The sequence below is a fragment of the Sphingomonas sp. PP-CC-1A-547 genome, assembly GCF_003610375.1.
Lineage (GTDB): Bacteria > Pseudomonadota > Alphaproteobacteria > Sphingomonadales > Sphingomonadaceae > Sphingomonas.
This window is the reverse complement of the sequence record NZ_RAPZ01000014.1, coordinates 1-15,908: the sequence shown is the minus strand read 5'-3', so window position 1 is coordinate 15,908 and position 15,908 is coordinate 1. Positions and strand designations below refer to the sequence as shown.

15 protein-coding genes are annotated in these 15,908 nt (G+C 64.7%); 7 read left to right on the top strand and 8 right to left on the bottom strand.

Going from position 1 to position 15,908, the window contains the following annotated elements:
- The first annotated feature begins 19 nt into the window (after positions 1 to 19).
- The 4 genes from C8J39_RS15280 (at position 20) to C8J39_RS15265 (ending at position 4,568) form a co-directional block, all read left to right on the top strand.
- Entirely contained in the window at positions 20 to 2,338 is a 2,319-nt protein-coding gene (locus C8J39_RS15280; RefSeq protein ID WP_279388815.1) for a TonB-dependent receptor, read from the top strand.
- Positions 2,339 to 2,449: 111 nt separating this feature from the next.
- Complete coding sequence (locus C8J39_RS15275) at positions 2,450 to 2,908, top strand: DUF2721 domain-containing protein (RefSeq protein ID WP_056065567.1); 459 nt, start codon at positions 2,450 to 2,452, stop codon at positions 2,906 to 2,908.
- Positions 2,905 to 3,327 (top strand): DUF4345 domain-containing protein, encoded by a 423-nt coding sequence (locus C8J39_RS15270; protein ID WP_120301262.1) that lies wholly within the window; start codon positions 2,905 to 2,907, stop codon positions 3,325 to 3,327. The genes C8J39_RS15275 and C8J39_RS15270 overlap by 4 nt, the downstream gene beginning before the upstream one ends.
- 62 nt (positions 3,328 to 3,389) lie before the next feature.
- Positions 3,390 to 4,568 (top strand): MBL fold metallo-hydrolase, encoded by a 1,179-nt coding sequence (locus tag C8J39_RS15265; RefSeq protein WP_120301261.1) that lies wholly within the window; start codon positions 3,390 to 3,392, stop codon positions 4,566 to 4,568.
- A gap of 301 nt (positions 4,569 to 4,869) precedes the next feature.
- Here C8J39_RS15265 and C8J39_RS15260 read toward each other — a convergent pair whose 3' ends face one another.
- The gene (locus C8J39_RS15260; RefSeq protein ID WP_056489810.1) at positions 4,870 to 5,256 is read right to left on the bottom strand and encodes a VOC family protein; all 387 of its coding nucleotides are present in this window, start codon (positions 5,254 to 5,256) and stop codon (positions 4,870 to 4,872) included.
- Positions 5,257 to 5,423: 167 nt separating this feature from the next.
- Positions 5,424 to 6,254: a ferredoxin--NADP reductase gene (locus C8J39_RS15255; RefSeq protein WP_056489813.1), complete on the bottom strand. Its 831-nt coding sequence runs from the start codon at positions 6,252 to 6,254 to the stop codon at positions 5,424 to 5,426.
- A gap of 166 nt (positions 6,255 to 6,420) precedes the next feature.
- Here C8J39_RS15255 and uvrB point away from each other — a divergent pair, with 166 nt between their 5' ends.
- A complete protein-coding gene (gene uvrB / locus C8J39_RS15250) occupies positions 6,421 to 8,619 on the top strand; it encodes an excinuclease ABC subunit UvrB (protein ID WP_056065553.1) in 2,199 nt (732 codons plus the stop codon).
- A 51-nt stretch (positions 8,620 to 8,670) separates the two neighbouring features.
- Here uvrB and C8J39_RS15245 read toward each other — a convergent pair whose 3' ends face one another.
- Positions 8,671 to 9,048, bottom strand: a complete 378-nt coding sequence (locus C8J39_RS15245) for a PRC-barrel domain-containing protein (RefSeq protein WP_056065550.1) — start codon at positions 9,046 to 9,048, stop codon at positions 8,671 to 8,673.
- A 112-nt stretch (positions 9,049 to 9,160) separates the two neighbouring features.
- On the opposite strand from C8J39_RS15245, the gene C8J39_RS15240 reads away from it, so the two are divergent.
- Positions 9,161 to 9,742, top strand: coding sequence for a hypothetical protein (locus C8J39_RS15240; protein WP_243644487.1), 582 nt, complete (start codon positions 9,161 to 9,163; stop codon positions 9,740 to 9,742).
- 685 nt (positions 9,743 to 10,427) lie between these two features.
- On the opposite strand, the gene C8J39_RS15235 is transcribed toward C8J39_RS15240, so the two are convergent.
- The 5 genes from C8J39_RS15235 to C8J39_RS18550 all read right to left on the bottom strand — a co-directional run bounded on the left by C8J39_RS15235 (position 10,428) and on the right by C8J39_RS18550 (position 14,847).
- Complete coding sequence (locus C8J39_RS15235; RefSeq protein ID WP_120301260.1) at positions 10,428 to 10,913, bottom strand: DUF2501 domain-containing protein; 486 nt, start codon at positions 10,911 to 10,913, stop codon at positions 10,428 to 10,430.
- A 70-nt stretch (positions 10,914 to 10,983) separates the two neighbouring features.
- Positions 10,984 to 11,610 (bottom strand): hypothetical protein, encoded by a 627-nt coding sequence (locus tag C8J39_RS15230; protein WP_120301259.1) that lies wholly within the window; start codon positions 11,608 to 11,610, stop codon positions 10,984 to 10,986.
- 44 nt (positions 11,611 to 11,654) lie between these two features.
- Complete coding sequence (locus C8J39_RS15225; RefSeq protein WP_120301258.1) at positions 11,655 to 13,172, bottom strand: fumarate hydratase; 1,518 nt, start codon at positions 13,170 to 13,172, stop codon at positions 11,655 to 11,657.
- Between the two features lie 217 nt (positions 13,173 to 13,389).
- Complete coding sequence (locus tag C8J39_RS15220) at positions 13,390 to 14,184, bottom strand: hypothetical protein (RefSeq protein WP_183038017.1); 795 nt, start codon at positions 14,182 to 14,184, stop codon at positions 13,390 to 13,392.
- A gap of 249 nt (positions 14,185 to 14,433) precedes the next feature.
- Positions 14,434 to 14,847, bottom strand: coding sequence for a hypothetical protein (locus C8J39_RS18550; RefSeq protein ID WP_132833637.1), 414 nt, complete (start codon positions 14,845 to 14,847; stop codon positions 14,434 to 14,436).
- Between the two features lie 172 nt (positions 14,848 to 15,019).
- On the opposite strand from C8J39_RS18550, the gene C8J39_RS15210 reads away from it, so the two are divergent.
- On the top strand, positions 15,020 to 15,751 hold the full coding sequence (locus C8J39_RS15210) for an NAD-dependent deacylase (RefSeq protein WP_120301256.1): 732 nt from the start codon (positions 15,020 to 15,022) through the stop codon (positions 15,749 to 15,751).
- Positions 15,752 to 15,908: the final 157 nt, after the last annotated feature.

The following is a 15,908-nucleotide window of genomic DNA, read 5'->3' as shown; positions in this document are numbered from 1 at the left end:
TCATTTCGGGAGGGAAACCATGCTCTATCCACGCACCCAGCGCAGTCTCGCGCTACTCGCCGGCACCGCCTTGGCCGCGCTCGCCATGCCGGCCTTCGCGCAGGAAGCGCCCGCACCCGTCCCCGCCCCCACCCCGGCGGCGCAGAGCGACGAGGTGATCGTCACCGCGCGCTATCGCAACGAGACGCTCCAGTCGGTGCCGATCGCGATCACCGCGGTCAGCGGCCAGTCGCTCGCCGAGCGCCAGTTGAACACGGTCGAGAACATCGCCGCTACGATCCCGTCGGTCGGCTTCCGCAGCGGCGCGTCGAACAAGGATCGCACGATCTTCATCCGCGGCGTCGGCACGATCACGACCTCGCCCGGCGTCGAGCCATCGGTGTCGACCGTGCTCGATGGCGTCGTCCTGACTCGCCCGGGCCAGTCGACGCTCGATCTCGGCGAAGTCGAGCGGATCGAGGTGTTGCGCGGACCGCAGGGCACGTTGTTCGGCAAGAACGCCTCGGCGGGCGTCGTCAACATCGTCACGCGCAACCCGACCGACGAGTTCCGCGCGTTCGGCGAGGCGGGCATCACATCTGATGAGGAATACCGAATCAAGGCCGGCATCTCGGGCGCGCTCGTCCCCGGCAAGGTACAGGCGCTGATCGGCGGCCTGTACGACGACTATAAGGGCAACGTCCGCAACGTCGCGCGTAATCAGGACGTCAACGGCTACCGGCGCTACGGCGCGCGCGGCAAGCTGGTCGTCACGCCGTCCGACGACCTGAAGTTCACGATCATCGGCGACTATCTCAACTCGCACGATACCACCCCGACCAGCGTCTATGCCGCCACCAGCCGCACCGCCTATCCGACCGGTGTCGTCACCAATTCACCCGACCTCGCCGCCGCGCTGGGCGCTAGCGGGATCGTCGCGGGGCCGAGCAATCGCCGGACCAACAACAACTCGATCACCGACGTGAAGGACGAGAATTACGGCGGGTCGTTCACCGGCGAACTCGCGCTCGGCGACTATCACATCACCTCGATCACCGGTTGGCGGCAATGGCTGAACAACCAGCGCCAGGATTACGACAGCGTCGCCGCGCTCTCGACCGCGTTTCCGTCGGGCCAGGATGCGGGCAGCGTCAACACCAAGCAATTCTCCGAGGAACTGCGGCTGACGTCGCCCAAGGGTGGCCTCATCGACTACGTCGTCGGCGCCTATTATTTGCACGCGACGACCGACGAGCAGTATCAGCGCACGCTGACGTCGCTCGCGGCCGGCGGCGCGCAAACGACGACCACGGGCGTTGCAAACTACGGCATCACCAACGACAATTACGCGCTGTTCGGTGAGGCCAACGTCAATTTCACGCCGAAATTCCGCGGTATCGCGGGCTATCGCTCGACCTGGGACAGCCTGGATTTCTACCACGTCCGCACGTCGACCGCGGATCCGCTCAACACCGGCGCGGCGGCGCTCGATCGGCCCGGCGTTCGCGCCTATCACAACGCGACCGGCGGGATCGACAAGCGCGGCGACAGCTATCGCCTCGGGCTCCAGTACGATCTCGGCGAGCATGCGCAGACCTATTTCACCTATTCGCACGGCTATAAGGGCCCGGCGTACAACGTGTATTTCAACATGCGCTCGCTCAACGCGACGACGCCGCTCGACGAAGTGCCGTTGAGCCCGGAGACGTCCAATTCCTATGAGATCGGGCTGAAGGGCAGCACTGCGAACCGTGCGCTGAGCTACAGTCTGGCGGCGTTCACGACCAATTTCGACGGGTATCAGGCGAGCTTCAACGACGTCGTCGCGGGGGCGCAGGTCAGCCGGCTGATCAACGCCGGATCGGTCCGCTCGCGCGGGGTCGAGGCGGATGTGACCTTGCGCCCGACCAAGGGCCTGACGCTCGACATCTCCGCCGCCTATACCGACGCGACGGTGCGCAACTTCCTCTGCCCGACCGGCGCGCCGACGAGCTGCAACATCAACGGCCAGCCGCTCCCCTATGCGCCGAAGATCAAGTTGTACGAGAATGCGGCGTACAAGTTCGGGCTGACCGACACGCTGGCGCTTGAGTTGCAGACCGACGTGACGTTCAGCAGCAAGGTGCAATATTCGCTCGCCGAGACGCCGAGCACGGTCCAGCCATCCTACGCGATCTGGAACGCGAGCGTCGCGGTGCTGAGCGATACCTCCGGCTGGCAGCTGCGCGCGTATGTGAAGAACCTGACGAACACGTCCTATTCGTCGTTCCTCACCGCGGGCACGTTTGCGGGCACGGTGCGGTTCGTGCCGCGCGACGACAAGCGCTATGCCGGGCTGCTGCTGCGCAAGGACTTCTGACCGCCGTCCTGGAGGCCTGCGCGAGGCAAGCAGCGGCAAGCCGCTGTAATTGCGGCGCCATGCGGTACGCGCGTTCTTCCTATCGAGCGCGTTTTACCACATGGTGCCCGCATGCCGACGATCCCCGCCGTCTCGACGATCGCCCAGACGATCCAGCTTTCGCTAGCGCCCGTGTTCATGCTGGCGGGTATCGGCCAGTTGCTCAACGTGCTGGCCGGCCGCCTGTCTCGAGTGATCGACCGCGCGCGGAAACTGGAACATTTGCACGCGAGCAGCACCGGGCCAGAGCATGTCCGCTTCGTCTGGGAACTGCGCCTGCTCGACCGCCGGATGACGATCATCAACGCTGCGCTGTTCCTCGCGGTCTCCAGTGCGATCATGACGTGTATCCTGATCGCGCTGCTGTTCATCGCCGAACTCGCGAAGCTGCACTTCGGGACCTACGTCGCGGTGTGCTTCATCCTGGCGATGATCCTGCTGATCGCGGCGCTGATCTCGTTCATCTTCGAGGTGCGGATTTCGCTCCGCGCATTTCGTATCCGCCCAGAATTGCTGAGGCCCTTGCCATGACCAGCTCGATCGAGAAGCGCCTGTTGCAGGCCGTGATTGCGGTGGCGTGCCTGTTGCCGCTGATCGTCGGCGGCCAGGGCGTCCTGCACGGACCTGCGCCATTCGGGCATCTGGCCGATGTGCCGAGGGATCTCGACAGCCATTTCCGGTATATCTCGGGGATATTCTTCGCGACCGGGCTCGGGTTCGTCAGCTGCATCCCGAATATCGAGCGCAAGGGACCGCGGTTCCGGCTGCTCGGCGGGCTGATCTTCGTCGGGGGCGTATCACGGCTTATATCGTTGATCGCGGTCGGCGTGCCATCGCAGGGTCATGTCCTTGGCTTGGGCATGGAGACGATCGTCGTGCCGTTGCTGATGCTGTGGCAATGGAATTTCGCGCGGCGGAATTTCGCGCGGCGGACCGCATTGCGCGCTTGATCTGAACGATGATCGCCAGCGTGCGTTAGGGCGACATCCAATCCCGTGCAGACAGGAACGCCGTGACGAGACTATTGAAGATCGTCGGCGGTGCCATCCTGTTGCTGGTCGTGATCGGTGCGCTGATCGTGACGATCGTGCCGCAATTCCTCGACCGGATCTATTATCGTGGGTCGACGTCGAGCCATTTCGACGGTTCGCGGTTCTTCAATCCTGACGGCGACGCGGATATCAAGCAGATCCAGCCCAAGGGCAGCGGCGGTGGTCGGGCGAGCTTCTTCTGGAAGTATTTCACCGGCAGCGATGGCCGGCCTGCGTGGCCCAAGTCGGTCGCGGTGAACCGCATCGCGCCGCCCGCCCGCGTCGAGGGCGAGCGGATGGTCGTGACGTGGGTCGGCCATGCCAGCGTGCTGATCCAGACGCAGGGGCTCAACATCCTCACCGATCCGGTCTGGGCGGAGAAGGCCGGGCCGCTCGGCACGGGTCCGCGTCGTGTCGCCGCGCCGGGGATCGCGTTCGATGCGTTGCCGAAGATCGACGTCGTTCTGGTCAGCCACAATCATTACGATCATCTCGACGAGGCGACGCTGAAACGACTTTGGGAGCGCGATCGGCCGCGGATCGTCACCAGCTTGGGCAACGACAGCGTGATCGGCCAGACCGGTGCGGAGGCGACCGCGCTCGACTGGGGGCAGCGGGTGGCGATCAAGCCAGGCGTTGCTGTCACCGTGACGCTAAACCATCATTGGGGCAGCCGCTGGTTCACCGATCGCAATCGCGCGCTGTGGTCGAGCTTCGTCGTGACGCTGCCGGGCGGGAACGTGTTCTTTGCGGGCGATACCGGGATGGGTGACGGCCAATGGCCGGTCGAAGCGGCGGCGCTCGGGCCGGTCCGGCTGGCGCTGATCCCGATCGGTGCGTTCCGGTTCGTCGATGGGCAGATGGAGTCGGGCAGCCATATTGGGCCGGTCGACGCCGTCGAGGTCTATCGACGGCTAGGCGCGGCACACGGGATCCCGATCCACTGGGGAACGTTTCGGCTGTCGTTCGAAGGGTATGACACGCCGCCGAAGCTGCTCGCGGCGGCGATGCGGTGTACGGGGCAGACTGGGTTTGCGCCGGTGACGCTCGGGCGGCCAACGGAGGTTGCGGGGTATGTGAAGCCGGCGGCGGGTGTGACGATGTCGCGGGAGGCGCTGCTAAAGTGTCTCGATACGCCGGCGGTTCGGGCTTTACGCTAGATTTTCGATCACCTCGGGCTGTTCGACGTGTATTCTCTTCGAGCGAGTAAGCCTGTTTCCCCGCGAAGGCGGGGATCCAGACTGGGCTCCCGCCTTCGCGGGAGAACAACGAGAGAGAAGAGTAACGCCGAATCTGCACACTACCACCCCCGCGAAGGCCGGGGCCCAGTTGGAAGGTCGAAGTAACGAAAGACGGCGTTCAGTTAGCGACGTTCCCCAACTAGGCCCCGGCCTTCGCCGGGGAGGTGTACCTGCTAGGACGCGATAGGTGCCGAACACTGCCGGAGTGACCGGGGGCGCTTCACCCCATCTTGAATACGCAGAGCTTGTTGCCGTCGGGATCGCGGAAATACGCGCCGTAGAAGCCCATCTCCTCGGGTCCACGCGTGCCGGCAGCGCCTTCGTCCGCGCCGCCGAGTTCGATCGCCTTGGCGTAGACCTGGTCGACCTGCTCGCGCGAATCCGCCGCTAGCGCGACCATCGTACCATTGCCCGCGGTGGCGGCCGCGCCGTCATAGGGTTTGCCGATCACCAGCATCGGCTTGTCGGGGCCCGCGCCGTAGAAGGTGAGCTGGCGGGCGTCGGGCATTTGCATGAGGCGCTTGCCGCCCACCGTCGCAAATAGCGCATCGTAGAACGCAAGCGCTGAGTCGATGTCGTTGGTGCCGAGCGTCGCGTAACCGATCATGGGTCTCTCCTCTTATGAATAAGGAGCGATATCGGCGGGTTACGCGGGGGACGCAACTAGCTGTCCCCCCGCGAAGGCGGGGGCCCAGGCCCGAACCCTCCCGGCATGCGACGGTGCAGTAATCCCTGGGCCCCCGCGTTCGCGGGGGAACCCAAAGCGCAACGCCATCAGCCGACGAAAGCGCGCTCGATCACGAACGTACCCGGCTTCGAATTCGCGCCCTCCTCGAAGCCCTGCGCCTCGAGCATCACCGCGAATTCCTTGATCATCTCGGTCGAGCCGCACAGCATCGCGCGGTCGGTTTCGGGATTAAGCTTCTGATCGCCGCGGACCGGGTGGCCGAACAGCGACGCATCCTCGATCAGCGCACCGATCCGCCGCGTGGTGCGGAACGGCTCGCGCGTCACGGTCGGGATGTAGTGGAACTGCGTCTGCGCCTCGTCGGCGATCAGCGGATCCTCCGCCAGCAAACCGACCATCTCGTCGTGATAGGCGAGATCGCTTACGCGGCGCACGCTGTGCACGACGATCACCTGCTCGTACGCAGCATAGACGTCGGGATCGCGCATCAGGCTGAGGAACGGCGCGAGGCCGGTGCCGGTCGAGAACATGAACAGGCGCTTCCCCGGGAGCAGCGCGTCTAGCACCAGCGTGCCCGTCGGCTTCTTGCCGAGATACACTTCGTCGCCGGGCTGGATCAGCTGGAGCTTCGAGGTCAGCGGGCCATCCTCGACCTTGATCGACAGGAACTCGAGCTCCTCCGAATAATGCGGACTGGCGATCGAATAGGCGCGCATGATCGGCTTGCCGCCTTCCTGCGGAAGACCGATCATCACGAACTCGCCCGAGCGGAAGCGGAAGGTCGATGGCCGCTCGATCGCGAAGCTGAACAGATGTTCGTTCCAGTGACGCACCCACAGCACCTTGGCGTTGAGGAACGCGGGGGTCTCGGGGATCAGCGCGGGCGCGCGGGTTGCTTCGACGGTCGGGGCGGTCATGCGTCTATTCCTTGGCCTACGCGCGGGCGCTGGCGGATCGATGGCTTGCGAAACGGTCGCATTATGGGCGCGAGCCGGACGGGTCAACAACAGCTAAACTTGGCATCGGCCAAACAGGTCCCGTGGCCGTTGCCGACTTAGGCCATGTTCCCCATATTCCCCCTCGATGGCCATTCAGATCCGCACCAGCCTCGCCGAGCCCGAAACCGGCGAAAGCTTCGTCCCGCACCGCCCGACCGCGCGCCCAGACAAGGTCGAGGGCGGCAAGCGGTTCAACCTCGTCAGCGAGTACGAACCCGCAGGCGACCAGCCCACCGCGATCGCCGAACTCGTCTCCGCGATCGGCGACGGCGAGAAGGATCAGGTGCTGCTCGGCGTCACCGGCTCGGGCAAGACCTTCACGATGGCCAGCGTCATCAACCGCGTCCAGCGCCCCGCGCTGATCCTCGCGCCGAACAAGATTCTCGCCGCGCAGCTGTACGGCGAGATGAAGTCTTTCTTCCCGGACAACGCGGTCGAATATTTCGTCAGCTATTACGATTATTACCAGCCCGAGGCGTATGTCGCGCGGTCGGACACCTACATCGAGAAGGAGTCGTCGACCAACGAGTCGATCGACCGGATGCGGCATTCCGCCACCCGTGCACTGCTCGAACGCGACGACGTCATCATCGTCGCGTCGGTGTCGTGCCTGTACGGCATCGGCTCGGTCGAGACCTATTCGGCGATGATCTTCGACCTCAAGAAGGGCACGACCGTCGACCAGCGCGAGATCGTACGCAAACTCGTCGCGCTCCAGTACAAGCGCAACGACGCAGCGTTCCAGCGCGGCAATTTTCGCGTGAAGGGCGACACGCTCGAGATCTTCCCGTCGCATTACGAGGACAGCGCATGGCGCATCTCGTTCTTCGGCGACGATATCGAGGAGATCATCGAGTTCGATCCGCTGACCGGCAAGAAGGTCGCGTCGCTGAACTCGGTGCGCGTGTACGCGAACTCGCATTACGTGACCCCCGGCCCGACGCTCAAGCAGGCGGGCGAGGCGATCAAGCACGAGCTGGCGGAGCGGCTCAAGGAACTGGTGCTGGAAGGCAAGCTGCTGGAGGCGCAGCGGCTTGAGCAGCGGACGAACTTCGATCTTGAGATGATCGCGGCGACCGGCTCCTGCGCGGGGATCGAGAATTACTCGCGCTTCCTCACCGGCCGCATGCCGGGCGAGCCTCCGCCCACTTTGTTCGAATATCTCCCGGACAACGCTTTGCTGTTCGTCGACGAGAGTCACGTCACGATCGGCCAGATCAACGGCATGTCGCGCGGCGATCACCGTCGCAAACTGACGCTCGCGGAGTATGGCTTCCGCCTGCCGTCCGCGATCGACAACCGCCCGCTGCGCTTCAACGAATGGGACGCGATGCGCCCGCCGACGACCTATGTCTCGGCGACGCCTGGCAGCTGGGAGATGGAGCAGACCGGCGGCGTGTTCGCCGAACAGGTCATTCGCCCGACCGGGCTGATCGATCCGCCCGTCGAGATCAAGCCGGTTGAGGAACAGGTCCAGGACCTGATCGTGGAGGTCGGCAAGACCACGGCGCTGGGGTACCGCACGCTCGTCACCACGCTGACCAAGCGGATGGCGGAGGACCTGACCGAGTACATGCACGAGGCGGGGATCAAGGTCCGCTACATGCACAGCGACGTCGAGACGCTGGAGCGCATCGAGCTGATCCGCGACCTACGGCTCGGCGTGTACGACGTGCTGATCGGCATCAACCTGTTGCGCGAGGGATTGGATATCCCCGAATGCGGGCTGGTCGCGATCCTCGATGCGGACAAGGAGGGCTTCCTGCGCTCCGAGACGTCGCTGATCCAGACGATCGGTCGCGCGGCACGCAACGTCGACGGCCGCGTGATCCTGTACGCCGACCGCGTCACCGGATCCATGGAACGCGCGATGAACGAGACGTCGCGCCGCCGCGAGAAACAGGTCGCGTACAACACCGAACACGGCATCACCCCGACGACGATCCGCCGCAACATCGGCGACATCATCGCGCACGTGGCGAGCCAGGATCAGGTGACGATCCCGATCGACGAGGACCGCCCGCACATGGTCGGCCACAACCTGCGCGCGTATATCGAGGACCTCGAAAAGCAGATGCGCAAGGCTGCTAGCGATCTCGAGTTCGAGACCGCCGGGCGACTTCGCGACGAGATCCGGCAGTTGGAGAACGAGGAACTGGGCCTGCCGGTCGACCAGCAGAAGGCGCCGGTCATGGGACGTTCGAACGAGGGCAAGCCCGGCACGCGGAAAACGCGTTACGGCAAGAGCCAGAAAATGCGGATGGGGGGATCGCGGTCGCGGTGATCGCGGACGTCACCGGTGCAGGCAACTTACCCGCACCGGTCGACATGGAGCTTAGCCGACGACAAGGTCCTCGCTGCTCGACCCGTAATAGCTTGCGACGCGGTCGGCATAGGCCTGGTCGAACACCGGCGCGTTGTTCGCCCAGCTCGGGCCGCCTTCGAGGACGCGCTTGTCGATCGTGACGACGTAGAGGTCGCGGACCGCGTCGAACTGGAGGAGCGCGAACGGCAGCGGGTAGAAGCTCTTGCCCATGCCGAGGAAGCCGCCGAGGCTGAGGACGGCGTGCGTGACGCGGCCGGTGCCCTTGTGGACCATGAACGCGTGGACCGAGCCGACATTGTCGCCGTCGCGGCTCTCGACCTTCATCGTGCCGGAGATGTTCGACTGGACGAGCAGCTGGGTTGGCGTCTGGGCGGCGGTATCGGACATGGACGTTCTCCTGATTTCTTCCGTCGTTGAACCGGTATCACCGTGCGGCGGTTCCCGCCGGGCGCGCTTCGTCGTACTTGAGCGACCGCCGGGCGTGCCGCATAGCGATGCGATGCGCACTCCGTCCCCTCACCTCGTCGGCTTGCGATCGCTTGCCCGCCCTCTGGTCCTGGCGCGGCTTGCCGGTCTGGCGACGCTCGCGTCGATCGCGGGCTGCGTGCCGCCTCCGCGTGCGGAAGCGCCGCCCCCGCCGCGCACCGTCGCCCCGGCCCCTGCCCCGGAGCCGCGTCCGGCACCGATCGCTGCCGACTGGCGCGACTGGCCGTATTCGCCGGGGACGTGGGTGTATCGCCGCGATGCGCGCGGTTCGATCGCGTTGTTCGGGCCTGCCAATGCCGACGCCTCGCTGACGGTGCGGTGCGACACCGCGGCGCGCCAGGTCTACCTGTCGCGCGCGGGGAGCACGGCGACGCCGCTCACGATCCGCACGTCGAGTGTCACGCGCGCCGTGTCCGTACAACCGACCGGGGGCACGCCGCCCTATGTCGCGGCTGCGCTGATGCCGAACGATTCGTTGCTGGAGGCGATGGGGTTCAGTCGCGGGCGGTTCGTCGTCCAGCAGGCCGGACTGCCGCCGCTCGTCGTGCCCGCTTGGGCCGAGATCGAGCGCGTCACCGAGGATTGCCGCGGCTGATTTCGACGAACCGGCAGTCGGACAGGATTGACCGAAAACTTCCGTAAAACAAGGCTTGTATCGCAGGCGCGGTCGGCACACATTGGCGTTGCGGTCAGGCTTGGCCGCGTTGTTTCAACAAGCGAAAGGAGGTGATCCGATGTCTCATGGTTCAGCAGTGAGTTCGGTTCGGTTCGTTCGGGGGACGCACCGCTAACGCCGCCGACGTGCGTGGGGAGTATCCTCTCCCAGTCAACGCGTGTGTCACAGGATAAGCGGTACGCATGGTCCTCCGGGCTGGAGCTCTCCGGCCGCTGACCATGTCAGGAGGCTGTCGGTTCGTCGGGAGACGATCCGGCAGCCTCTTTTCGTTTGTGAAAACTACGGGGCGTGTTGGCATGCTGCGCTCGGGGGCAAACCCATTGCCCGGCCCGCGCCGCCTAATGTGAGACCAGTTCCAGACTCCACAGCGCTACGTACTTGATCGGTTAAGTTTTGCGGCATTGTATGGCCGAAACTATCCAGAGATTCCGGGACGTTTGGCACGCCGCCGTCCGTGACAGATCGAAGGGGCAGTTCACGTCTTTGTTCTCCCGCGAAGGCGGGAGCCCAGTCTGGGTCCCCGCCTTCGTGGGGAAACATGCTGGTTCAGGTACACACGCTGCGCTTTGCCCCGTAGAGACGCCGACTGCCCAAGACCGCCGCCCTACAGGAACGACTTCGCCCGATTGAGGACGATGCTGCACATCCGCGTCTTCACCTGCCCGCCGAGGTCGTCGAGCGAAAACGCCTGGCCGTTCGGCGCCTGCACTTCGCCTTCCTGTCCCGCGGCATAGCCCGGCGAAGTCTGCACGCCCTGACGTCCGGTCAGACGCTGAAGGATCGACTGCGCGCCGGTGGCCGGGGCCTTTACGCTGCCCGCTCGTGACGCTGCATTCCGCCCGCCAGTTAAGGCGCCAAGTGCACCGCCTTGGCCGAGCAGGTTGTTCTTCAGGCAATAGCCGAGCAATCCGGCAGCATTGCCCGCGCCGATCGATCCGACGTTCGGCAACGCCCCACCCAGCAGACCGCCGAGTCCCCCGAGGCTGCCCAGGCCACCCTGAGTCGACGCCGATTGTGGCGCGGTGGTCTGGGCCGAGGCCGTAGTCGCAAGGGCGAAGGATGCGACGAGGGCGATTGCGGTCTTTGGCATGATGAGCGTGCTCCGATGAGGTCGTATTACCAACAGGACTGGCCCGAGTGCGTTCCGAACCCTGCTTCGTTCAGCCGCCCGCGAAGAACGCGTCGACCGATCCGCGCTTGGCGCCTAACGCTGCCGCGACCCGTCGCCGGGCGTCGTAATAGACGAGCGCCGGCGCGCCCGGATCGGTCTTACGAAGACGAGAGGCCTCCGCGTCCGTCAGGCTGCTCTCGCGCGCGACATGATCCGCATACCCCTCCTGCTGCCAGGTCGGGAGCATCGCGCTACGCAGTTCGCCAAGATGGTTGGCGATCATGATGTGCGTCGTCTCGTGCGCGATGACGCCGGACAGCGTGCGAGTGCCGCCGATCGCACGACCGTTCGTCACGCGATCCGCAGCGACATCGCTGCGGTTGAAGACGATCGCCGAACTGAAGGTCCGGCGGAATGCAAAGGCACCCGGCGATTGGATCGCCAAAAGGCGCCACCGCCAGCCAGCGTCCGTCAGGAACAGCGACCGATCGAGCGGGCCGGTGTAGATCGGACTGGCGCGCAGCAACCCTTCCGCGCGCGCCAGTTCGCTGGCGATCCGCGGATCGATCGGACGCTCGGCATAGACGGTGACGGTGCCGACGTGCTGCTCATACGGAAACGCTAGCAACTGCGGCGCGTGGACGACTGCGACGGCAAGCAGAAGGAGGAAGGCCACGACCCACCGGATGGGCCCCCGCCCCCTTCTGCCAGCGCGCGTCGTCATGCCGGCGTCAGCAAGCCTTCACGCGCGATCTTCTCGCGCCACACCAGCGGTGCGAGCTGGTGGACGTTCTCGCCCGCGGAATCGACCGCGACGGTCACCGGGAAGTCGCTGACCTCGAATTCGTAGATCGCCTCCATCCCGAGATCGGCGAAGCCGACGACCTTCGAGCCCTTGATCGCGCGCGCGACGAGATACGCCGCACCGCCGACCGCCATCAGATACGCCGACTTGGCTTCCGCGATCGCCTTGGTCGCATCGCCGCCGCGCTCCGCCTTGCCGACCATCGCCAAAAGGCCCTGGTCGAGCATCATCCGCGTGAACTTGTCCATCCGCGTCGCCGTGGTGGGGCCCGCAGGTCCGACGACTTCCGCGCCGACCGGATCGACCGGGCCGACATAATAGATCACGCGACCCTTGAAATCGACCGGTAGCGGCTCGCCCGCATCGAGCATGTCCTTGATCCGCTTGTGCGCCGCATCGCGCCCGGTCAGCATCTTGCCGTTGAGCAGCAGGCGGTCGCCATGCTTCCACGTCTGCACGACGTCGGGCGTCAGCGTGTCGAGATCGACGCGGATCGCGGCCTTGTCGGGTGTCCAGTTGACGTCGGGCCATTCCTCCAGCTTCGGCGCCTCCAGATACACCGGGCCCGAGCCGTCGAGCACGAAATGCGCGTGGCGGGTGGCGGCGCAGTTCGGGATCATCGCCACCGGCTTCGACGCGGCATGCGTCGGCCAGTCGAAGATCTTCACGTCGAGGATGGTGGAGAGTCCGCCCAGCCCCTGCGCGCCGATGCCTAGCGCGTTGACCTTGTCGTAGATCTCGATCCGCAGCGCCTCGATGTCGTTCCTCGGCCCGCGCGCCTTCAACTGCGCCATGTCGATCGAGCCCATCAGCGACTGCTTGGCGAGGATCATCGATTTCTCGGCGGTGCCGCCGATGCCGATGCCGAGCATGCCGGGCGGGCACCAGCCGGCGCCCATCTGCGGGATCATCTCGAGCACCCAGTCGACGATCGAGTCGCTCGGGTTCATCATCTTGAACTTCGACTTGTTCTCGCTGCCGCCGCCCTTCGCGGCAACGTCGATCGAGACGGTGTTGCCGGGCACCATCTCGACATGCATCACGCTCGGCGTGTTGTCCTTGGTGTTGCGGCGGGTGAAGGCGGGGTCGGCGAGGATCGACGCGCGCAGCTTGTTCTCGGGGTTGAGATAGGCTTTCCGCACGCCTTCATCGACGACCTCCTGCAAGCTGCGGGTCGACTCCAGGCGGCAATCCTGGCCCCATTTGACGAAGATCGTGACGATCCCGGTGTCCTGGCAGATCGGGCGGTGGCCCTCCGCGCACATCCGGCTGTTGGTGAGGATCTGCGCGATCGCATCCTTGGCGGCAGGCGATTGCTCGGCCTCGTACGCGACGCCCAGTGCGCGAATGTAGTCCATCGGGTGGTAGTAGCTGATGAACTGGAGTGCGTCGGCGACGCTTTCGATCAGGTCGGCTTCGGTGATGACGGTCATGCAGCGCCTTTACGGATACAGGTTTGCAAGCGTCTTAGCGGCGATCGTGCGATTTTTGAAGACGGGGTCGTTGCGGTGATCGGCGCGCAAACGGCCAAAGGTTACGATAAGGTCACACCAACGTGCGCTGGCGTATCCGATTTCACCAAATGGAAAAGGCCGGGATGGCCTTAGCGCCACCCCGACCTTTCCTAGTTATTTCAATATGTTAGTACGATTACATTGGCGGTGTCAGACCGTTCTTGCCAACGGCGACCGACTTGGCGCCCTTGGAGTCGGTCGTGACGATCGCGAACAGCTTCTGGCCCTTCGCGAGGACGGTGCGCTCGGCCGGCTCGAACCGGACGATCGGCGTGCCGACGGGAACGACGACCTGGGCCTTGCCGCCCTTGTACGAGATGCTCAGCTTGGTCTCGCCGGGCTTGCCTGCGCCGCCGGTAACGGTGCCGTTGGTCATGCCGCTCTGCTGCGCGACCGTGCCGTTCGTCATCGCACTCTGGCCATCGACGGTGCCGTTGGTCATCGCGCTCTGCCCGTCGACGGTGCCGTTGGTCATTGCACTGGAGCCGCTCGTGCCGCCGCCCGCTGCCGCGACCGCGCCGGGAACGTCCCAGGGATAATGCCCCTCGCCGGTGCCGCGCATCGCCTCGGGGAAGATGACCAGTTCGACCGCGCGCAACGCGTTGTCAGGACCAGTCGTCGCGGTGCCGATGAAGTCGCCATCCTTGAGCGTCGACAGGTCGGACTTCACCACCCAGGCGAACTTGGTGTTGGCGTCGAGCGGCACGGTGGCCGACTTGCCGTCATAGGTCTGGATGGTCAGCGCATCGGTGCCGATCGCGGTGATGACGCCGCGGACGCGGTTGACAGCCGGGGTCGCACTCGCCGCGGCGCTGGTGTTGCCCATGGCGATATTTGCGGTCGAGGTGTTCGAGTCGGTCGAAGTCGTCTGACCACAGCCGCCAAGGACCGCGACCACGCCGCTCAGCAGCATCAGCTTTTTCGTCAACATCGCATCGGATCCTTCAGTTCTGCCGGCCTAGACGCCGACATGGTACCTGCGAACGGGTCGCGGACGGCCACGGTGGCGTGGTCGATGCTGCTCAACGTCCGACGGGGGAAACCGGACGCATCGGTCCGATCGGATCACGCGATTGCGACCCGTCCGCTTTTTCGAAGTCGAACGTCGGCGCGGCGGAGCGCGGCGGGGGACACTCCGCCCTGTGAAGAGGCGACGGCCGGGGCTGAGCCTATCAGCCCCTCACGATGCCGGATGCCCCCGCGCCATCAGCACGTCGATCTTGCTCTTGGGAAGATTGATCAAAAGCCCGTTCTTGTTTTTTGCAAAGGAGGTGAAGTCTACCTCGACGCTACCGATCGCGCTCGACACCGTCGCAAAGCTTTTACCGACGGACTCGACTTTGCCGATGACCAGTCCCTTTGCGTCATGGACTTCCAGCCCCTGCCTAATTTCTCCCGGCAGCGTCGGTACAGGCCGCGTCGTCAATCGATTGGAGTCGGCAACGCCTACTTGGAACTCTTCGAAAGTCCGCTGACGGTTCAAGTCTCCAGGACCGCTGTTGTTCGGCCCCGCTCCCGCGCCCCCTTGTTGAGCCTGTACTCCGGCCGCCGATGCGATGATTGAGGCAATCATACCAAGCAGGAATCTACGCATTTCTTCCTCCCCTAAACATTTTATACTTCCGGCTTATCCTGATTGCAGTCTATCGACAATACTTGGCTATTGCCGCCGCCGAGTTGGCGAGACTTGGTATTGCCCCGCTCCAAAGCGGAAAGGCTGCTTTCCACCACTTTCCGACATTCCGTCACTCGCGTATTCTGTCGCCATGCGCGATATCCAGAACATTGTAATCCTGACCGGCGCGGGCGTTTCCGCCGAGTCCGGCGTCCCGACATTTCGCTCTAAAGGCGGCATAACCTATTGGAATGTTTACGAAAACGATCTGGCTCCAAAAAGCTATAGGATCGAAGACGTCTGCACGCCCGAGGCGCTCGCGGCGGATCCGGAACTGGTGCACCGGTTCTACGATCTGCGACGCGCGGCTCTAGCGACGGTCGAGCCTAACGCCGCGCACCACGCGCTGGCGCGGCTGGATGCGGCTTGGGACGGCGAGCTGCTGATCGTTACGCAGAATGTCGATGACCTGCATGAGCGGGCGGGCGCGACGCGGATGCTACATATGCATGGCGAGCTGCTGTCGGCCTTGTGTGCCGTGTGCGGCGCGCGTGAGCCTTGGGCGGGGGCGTTGCCGGAGGGGTCGGTGTGCGGCGCGTGCGGGGCGGCGGCGTTGCGGCCGGACATCGTGTTCTTTGGCGAGATGCCGTACCAGATGGAGCGTATCGAGGCCGCATTAGCGAAGGCGGATCTGTTCGTGTCGATCGGGACTTCGGGTGCGGTGTATCCGGCGGCGGGGTTCGTGCAGACCGCGGCGTATCACGGGGCGCGGACGCTCGAGTTGAACCTCGATCCGTCGATGGGGAGCGTGTTCTTCGAGCAGACGCGGATCGGTGCGGCGGGGGTCTTGGTGCCGGCTTGGGTGGACGAGCTTCTGTCCTAAGCTTGTTCCCTAAGATGGTGTATCGCGGCGGCTGCATTTCGACAGCAGATGAGATTTGCAGCCCCTTCACGTACGATGCCTGGATCGGGGTCGACCTGACCTCGTGCATCGAGGGAAGGAGTGAGAGCGATGACGCATTTCGTGGGTCTGGACGTCT

Bases quoted from the DNA above. Each gene is read 5' to 3' on its own strand.
- C8J39_RS15280 (WP_279388815.1), top strand. From the start codon at position 20: ATGCTCTATCCACGCACCCAGCGCAGTCTCGCGCTACTCGCCGGCACC.
- C8J39_RS15260 (WP_056489810.1), bottom strand. From the start codon at position 5,256: ATGATCGGTTACGCGACGCTCGGCACCAACGACATCGACTCAGCGCTT.
- C8J39_RS18550 (WP_132833637.1), bottom strand. From the start codon at position 14,847: ATGCGTAGATTCCTGCTTGGTATGATTGCCTCAATCATCGCATCGGCG.
- C8J39_RS15245 (WP_056065550.1), bottom strand. From the start codon at position 9,048: ATGTCCGATACCGCCGCCCAGACGCCAACCCAGCTGCTCGTCCAGTCG.
- C8J39_RS15210 (WP_120301256.1), top strand. From the start codon at position 15,020: ATGCGCGATATCCAGAACATTGTAATCCTGACCGGCGCGGGCGTTTCC.
- C8J39_RS15225 (WP_120301258.1), bottom strand. From the start codon at position 13,172: ATGACCGTCATCACCGAAGCCGACCTGATCGAAAGCGTCGCCGACGCA.
- C8J39_RS15220 (WP_183038017.1), bottom strand. From the start codon at position 14,184: ATGTTGACGAAAAAGCTGATGCTGCTGAGCGGCGTGGTCGCGGTCCTT.
- C8J39_RS15255 (WP_056489813.1), bottom strand. From the start codon at position 6,254: ATGACCGCCCCGACCGTCGAAGCAACCCGCGCGCCCGCGCTGATCCCC.
- C8J39_RS15270 (WP_120301262.1), top strand. From the start codon at position 2,905: ATGACCAGCTCGATCGAGAAGCGCCTGTTGCAGGCCGTGATTGCGGTG.
- C8J39_RS15275 (WP_056065567.1), top strand. From the start codon at position 2,450: ATGCCGACGATCCCCGCCGTCTCGACGATCGCCCAGACGATCCAGCTT.
- C8J39_RS15235 (WP_120301260.1), bottom strand. From the start codon at position 10,913: ATGCCAAAGACCGCAATCGCCCTCGTCGCATCCTTCGCCCTTGCGACT.
- uvrB (WP_056065553.1), top strand. From the start codon at position 6,421: ATGGCCATTCAGATCCGCACCAGCCTCGCCGAGCCCGAAACCGGCGAA.
- C8J39_RS15240 (WP_243644487.1), top strand. From the start codon at position 9,161: ATGCGCACTCCGTCCCCTCACCTCGTCGGCTTGCGATCGCTTGCCCGC.